2 protein-coding genes and 2 pseudogenes are annotated in these 4,993 nt (G+C 42.9%); 3 read left to right on the top strand and 1 reads right to left on the bottom strand.

Annotation, left to right across the window (positions count from 1 at the left end; translation table 11 throughout):
* From H6G26_RS38335 to H6G26_RS38325, 3 genes and pseudogenes are all read left to right on the top strand, one after another.
* A pseudogene (locus tag H6G26_RS38335) lies at positions 1-206 on the top strand (hypothetical protein); the annotation flags it as partial.
* Between the two features lie 110 nt (positions 207-316).
* On the top strand, positions 317-550 hold the full coding sequence (locus H6G26_RS43465) for a hypothetical protein (protein WP_242054277.1): 234 nt from the start codon (positions 317-319) through the stop codon (positions 548-550).
* 319 nt (positions 551-869) lie between these two features.
* The gene (locus tag H6G26_RS38325) at positions 870-4,043 is read left to right on the top strand and encodes an efflux RND transporter permease subunit (RefSeq protein ID WP_190736946.1); all 3,174 of its coding nucleotides are present in this window, start codon (positions 870-872) and stop codon (positions 4,041-4,043) included.
* 383 nt (positions 4,044-4,426) lie between these two features.
* On the opposite strand, the pseudogene H6G26_RS38320 reads toward H6G26_RS38325, so the two are convergent.
* Positions 4,427-4,906: pseudogene (locus tag H6G26_RS38320) on the bottom strand (TrkA family potassium uptake protein); the annotation flags it as partial.
* Between the last annotated feature and the right edge of the window lie 87 nt (positions 4,907-4,993).

The raw sequence follows: 4,993 nt of genomic DNA, 5'->3' as shown, positions 1-4,993 counted from the left end.
TCAAAATTCAGACTACATACTTATTTCAACGTTTGTTTCAAAGAGGAATTAAAATTTTTAGCTTGAATCAGAAAAACATTTTAGCCACATTAGATATTAGTGGTAACTCTGTTCGATACGTCATTATCGATCCGATCGCAGATTATTATTTACCAATTTCTCCTGCCTATAATGTCTTAACTTCTCAACTATGCAAGTTTAAATAAATTTACTCTTGGAACACAGACGTAATGTTGTAAAAAGTACTTGTTCAATGGCAGATATGATATCTCATTTGTAACGTCTAGCTCCCCATGAGTGCCCCAGGCGTATGTTGGTGGGCGCGGATAACGCTACCTACCATCTACATAATGAACTTCCCAATCTAACTACCCCGACGCATCAGCCAGTCGCTGGAAAGATTGTAAAATCTTTTGCCAAAGCCCATTTTTACACCAACGGAAAAATCGACCTGCTACTGTTTCCCATGCGCCACAATGTTTTGGTAGATTGCACCACGGCGCGGAGCGTTCGCAGAATCCACAACATTCCATTGATGATTGTGCGGTGATCTTTACTTGGACGGCCTCTTCCTAGCTTTTTAGCTTAAAGGAGTGACTTTAATCGCTTCCATTGCTGCTGTGTCAAGTCGCCTCGACGCTGCGGTGGAAGAATCATAGGTAAATGCTAAACTCACTAATCTTTAGTATTTTCAAGATTTTATCGATTTTTAAAACACGTACTAGGTGAAATCAAAGATAATAAAGTTATTATCTCAGGGCTGGTTAATCTCAGGGATGGTGTTGCAATCGCTCCAGAATCTTAAAAATGGATGCTAAATTGTGGTATGTTCCTGCCAGCATACTACCAAATACCTACCGCCAATCCCCATGTTTGTTGATTTTTTTATTAAGCGACCTGTATTTGCAAGTGTTTGCTCCATCATCATTTTGTTGGTAGGAGCCATTAGTATCCCGACACTAGCCACAGACCAATATCCAGAGATCAGCCCGACTCAAATTAACGTTACTGCTAACTATGTCGGTGCTAATGCTGAAGTTGTAGAAAATACCGTCACGACTATCTTAGAGCGGCAGATTAATGGCGTTGAAGGCATGAAATACATGACTTCAAATAGTAGCAACAATGGCAATAGTACGATTACAGTTACATTTGACGCATCGCGCAATAAAGATATTGCAGCAGTCGATGTGCAAAATCGTGTGTCAATCGCCCAACCGCTCTTACCAGAAGTTGTGCAGCAAACTGGAGTCACTGTCACTAAACAGTCTAATAACATTCTCTTAGCGATCGGGCTGTACTCCGATAATAAAGAATACGACAACGTTTTTTTAAGTAATTATGCTGACCTCTACATAGTAGATGCCCTCAAAAGAATCAAAGGAGTGGGTGAGGTGCAGATTTTTGGTGAACGCCGCTATGCGATGCGCTTGTGGCTCAACCCCAGTAGCCTTGCTAGTCGTAACCTCACCCCCCAAGATGTGATCGATGCACTCAATGAGCAAAACTTACAGGTGGGGGCTGGGCAAATTGGGCAACAGCCAACATTACCAGATCAGATGTATCAAATCGATTTGCAAGCTATTGGCAGACTAAGTGGGGCAACAGAATTTGCCGACATGGTGATCAAGACATCTGAGAATGGCACGCTGGTAAAGTTGAAAGATGTGGGTCGGGCGGAATTGGGAGCAGAAAATTACAGTACTTTTCTGCGATTTAGAGGCAACGAAGGTGTGGGTCTAGGGATATTTCCCAGTCCTGGGAGTAACGCTTTAGACGTTGCTAGGGCAGTTAAAAGCGAAATGCTGCGGCTGAAGCAAAGTTTTCCCCCAGGACTGAAATATCAGGTGGCGTTTGATACAACACTTTTTGTGGAAGCGTCGCTAGCAGAAGTAGTTAAGACGTTGATAGAAGCGATCGCTCTGGTCGTTTTAGTAATTTATATCTTCTTGCAGGACTGGCGGACTACACTGATTCCGGTGATTGTCGTTCCCCTAACCTTGATTGGTACTTTTGCCTTTATCAAAGTTTTTGGATTTTCGATTAACACCCTGACCATGTTTGGTTTAACTTTGGCAACGGGATTGGTGGTTGATGACGCAATTGTGATTGTTGAGAATATCTCTCGCTTAATTGAAAATGAGGAGATGTCGCCCCGGCAAGCTGCCTCTGAGTCAATGCGGGAGCTGTTTGGGGCAGTGATTGCAACTTCCCTAGTGATAATGGCTGTATTTGTACCCGTGGCATTCTTCCCAGGAGCTACGGGACAGATATATAAGCAATTTGCGCTGACGATCGCTTTTTCAATGGCGATTTCTACCTTTCTGGCCATTACCTTAACTCCTTCCCTCTCAGCCTTGCTACTGCGTCCAGGGCAAAGACCAGGCGGTTGGTTAGGCTGGATTTTTGAGCGGGTTAACAGGTTTATTGATTGGACACGCAGACAGTATGAGGAAATACTCAAGCGCTTGACACGGGTGAAAGCGATCGTAGTGGGGATATTTATATTGTCCTTGGGGGTGACGGGCTGGCTTTACATCAGCATACCTACAGCGTTTATCCCTGATGACGACCAAGGTTATTTCATTACCCTTATCCAAGGGCCAGAGGGAGTTTCACTCAACTACACCAGCAAAGTGATGGCTCAGGTAGAAAAAGAAATCCTCAAATTGCCGGAAGTCACAGGTACTTTCGCCATCGGTGGCTTTGGTTTTAGTGGTAACTCTGCCAATAGTGGTGCGATCTTTTCCACTCTTGAGCCTTGGGAAAAGCGTCACGAACCGGGACAGTCAGCACAAGCAATTATTGGTAAGTTGGCTGGAGTGTTTGGGGCAATTCCCGAAGCAAGAATTTTCCCGGTGAATCCACCATCTATTCAGGGTTTAGGCAGTTTCGGCGGTTTCCAGTTTGAGCTACAAGACAGAACAGGGAACAGTGGTTTAAATAACTTAGTGCAAGTTATGGGTCAGCTACTCCAACGCGGTAATCAGACACCAGGATTGCAAGCTGTGTTTAGCACTTTTAGCGCAAATACACCGCAGATGTTAATTGAAGTAGACCGTAACAAAGCTAAATCCCTGCAAGTTGGAGTAAATGATATCTTTAATACCCTACAGTCTTACTTAGGTTCGCGGTATGTCAACGACTTTAATTTGCTACAACGAACTTATCGGGTGTATGTTCAAGCGGACGCTCAGTTTCGCTCTAACCCCGCGGATATCGGGAAATTATACGTGCGTTCTGCTAATAATCAGATGATTGCCCTGAGCAATCTCTTGAAAATTACTTCTGCCACCGGGGCGCAAACGATTAATCATTACAACTTGTTCCGCTCCATTGAAATCAACGGTTCCGCCGCTCCTGGTTATAGTTCCGGTGAAGCAACAGTAGCTATGGAACAACTAGCAAAGCAGGTTTTGCCAGCAAGTATGGGCTATGAATGGTCGGGGATCGTTGCCGAAGAAAAACAGTCTGGCGGTCTAGCGCCCCTGATTTTTGGATTGGGGCTTGTCTTTGTCTTTTTGGTGCTGGCTGCTCAGTATGAGAACTATGTTGACCCACTGATTATTATGCTGTCAGTTCCCCTAGCTATTTTAGGGGCGTTGTCCGCGCAGATGTTGCGGGGTTTAGCTAACGATGTATTTTGCCAGGTTGGTTTAGTAATGCTGATTGGTCTAGCAAGTAAAAATGCCATTCTGATTGTGGAATTTGCCAACCAACTGCAAGAGCGGGGTCTTTCAATTACCAAAGCAGCAGTGCAAGCATCACAAGAACGCTTACGACCTATCCTAATGACTTCCTTCGCCTTTATCTTGGGCATTTGGCCATTGGTAAATCCTGAAGGAGCAGGAGCAGCTAGTAGAAAATCTCTTGGCACTGCGATTGCTGGTGGTACAATTGTCTCTACTTTCTTGACTCTGTTTTTTGTACCAATTTTATATATCGTGATTGGCAAAATTCGTGATCGCTTGAGTCCACGTCGTCAGACTCATAAGCTAGATGATAGTCAAAACAGCAAAGTTCCTTTTACCAAGCATCAGTAAAAAGTTAGGAGTTAGGTGTAGCGACCCAGGGTAAGCGCATCTCAAACTCTATTGACACAGTGGTTTTGGGGTTCAACCAAAGCACAAATAAGTTCAAAATTACTACACTGAGCCAAGGGGTAGGATTGACATTTTCGTATTTATGTGGCGAAAAAATATAAAAAGCTATTTGACCCATGTTTTTTCAATCATTTACGACAATTTGTCCTACTTTGAATGAAAAATTGATATTCAGATACAGTTTTAAGCTTTTTATCTGTATCAAGAGCTACAAAATTCGATGCGCTTACCCTGGCTATTTATGCTGTCATGACTCGTATCATGTTGCGTCGTTTTCTTGTCTAAAGATTTACTTTATAAATGTTTTCTAACTCCTAAGTTTTTTAAATCGGCAAACGATTGATATCTTTGTTGCAGCCAATAACTACCATTGCTGAACCACGCTCTAAACGCTTGGTGGGGTCAGGATTAATTATAAATTTACCATCCTGGCTCACTGCTAAGAAATTTAAACCGTAGCGGTTACGAAGTTGAAGCTCAGTGATTGTTTTGTCGTGAAATTCATCAGGCACAATCAACTCTACAATACTGTTATCTGGGTCTAGATCAAACCGATCTAAGATTGCGGGTTTAGTAAGTGTACGCGCTAAGACACGACCTGCTTCATACTCAGGAAAAACAACATGATCTGCTCCGACTCGCCGCAACAGTTTCTGGTGAACTTCACTAGAAGCTTTGGCAACGACGTGGGGTACACCAGCCTCTTTCACATTTAGGGTAGTTATAATACTTTCCTGAACATAATTGCCAATTGCTACGATTACAGTATCAAATTCAAAAATTCCAGCTTCTTTGAGTGCGGCCAGCAATTCTCATTTTGAAAAAAAATCAGAGAAAATTCTGTTATTTAAATAGAGAACTTGTGTCGAAGCATCATTTTTTGACAGATA

The sequence above is a fragment of the Nostoc sp. FACHB-888 genome (genome assembly GCF_014696655.1).
In the GTDB taxonomy this organism is placed as follows: domain Bacteria; phylum Cyanobacteriota; class Cyanobacteriia; order Cyanobacteriales; family Nostocaceae; genus Nostoc.
This window is presented reverse-complemented; position numbering and strand designations above follow the sequence as displayed.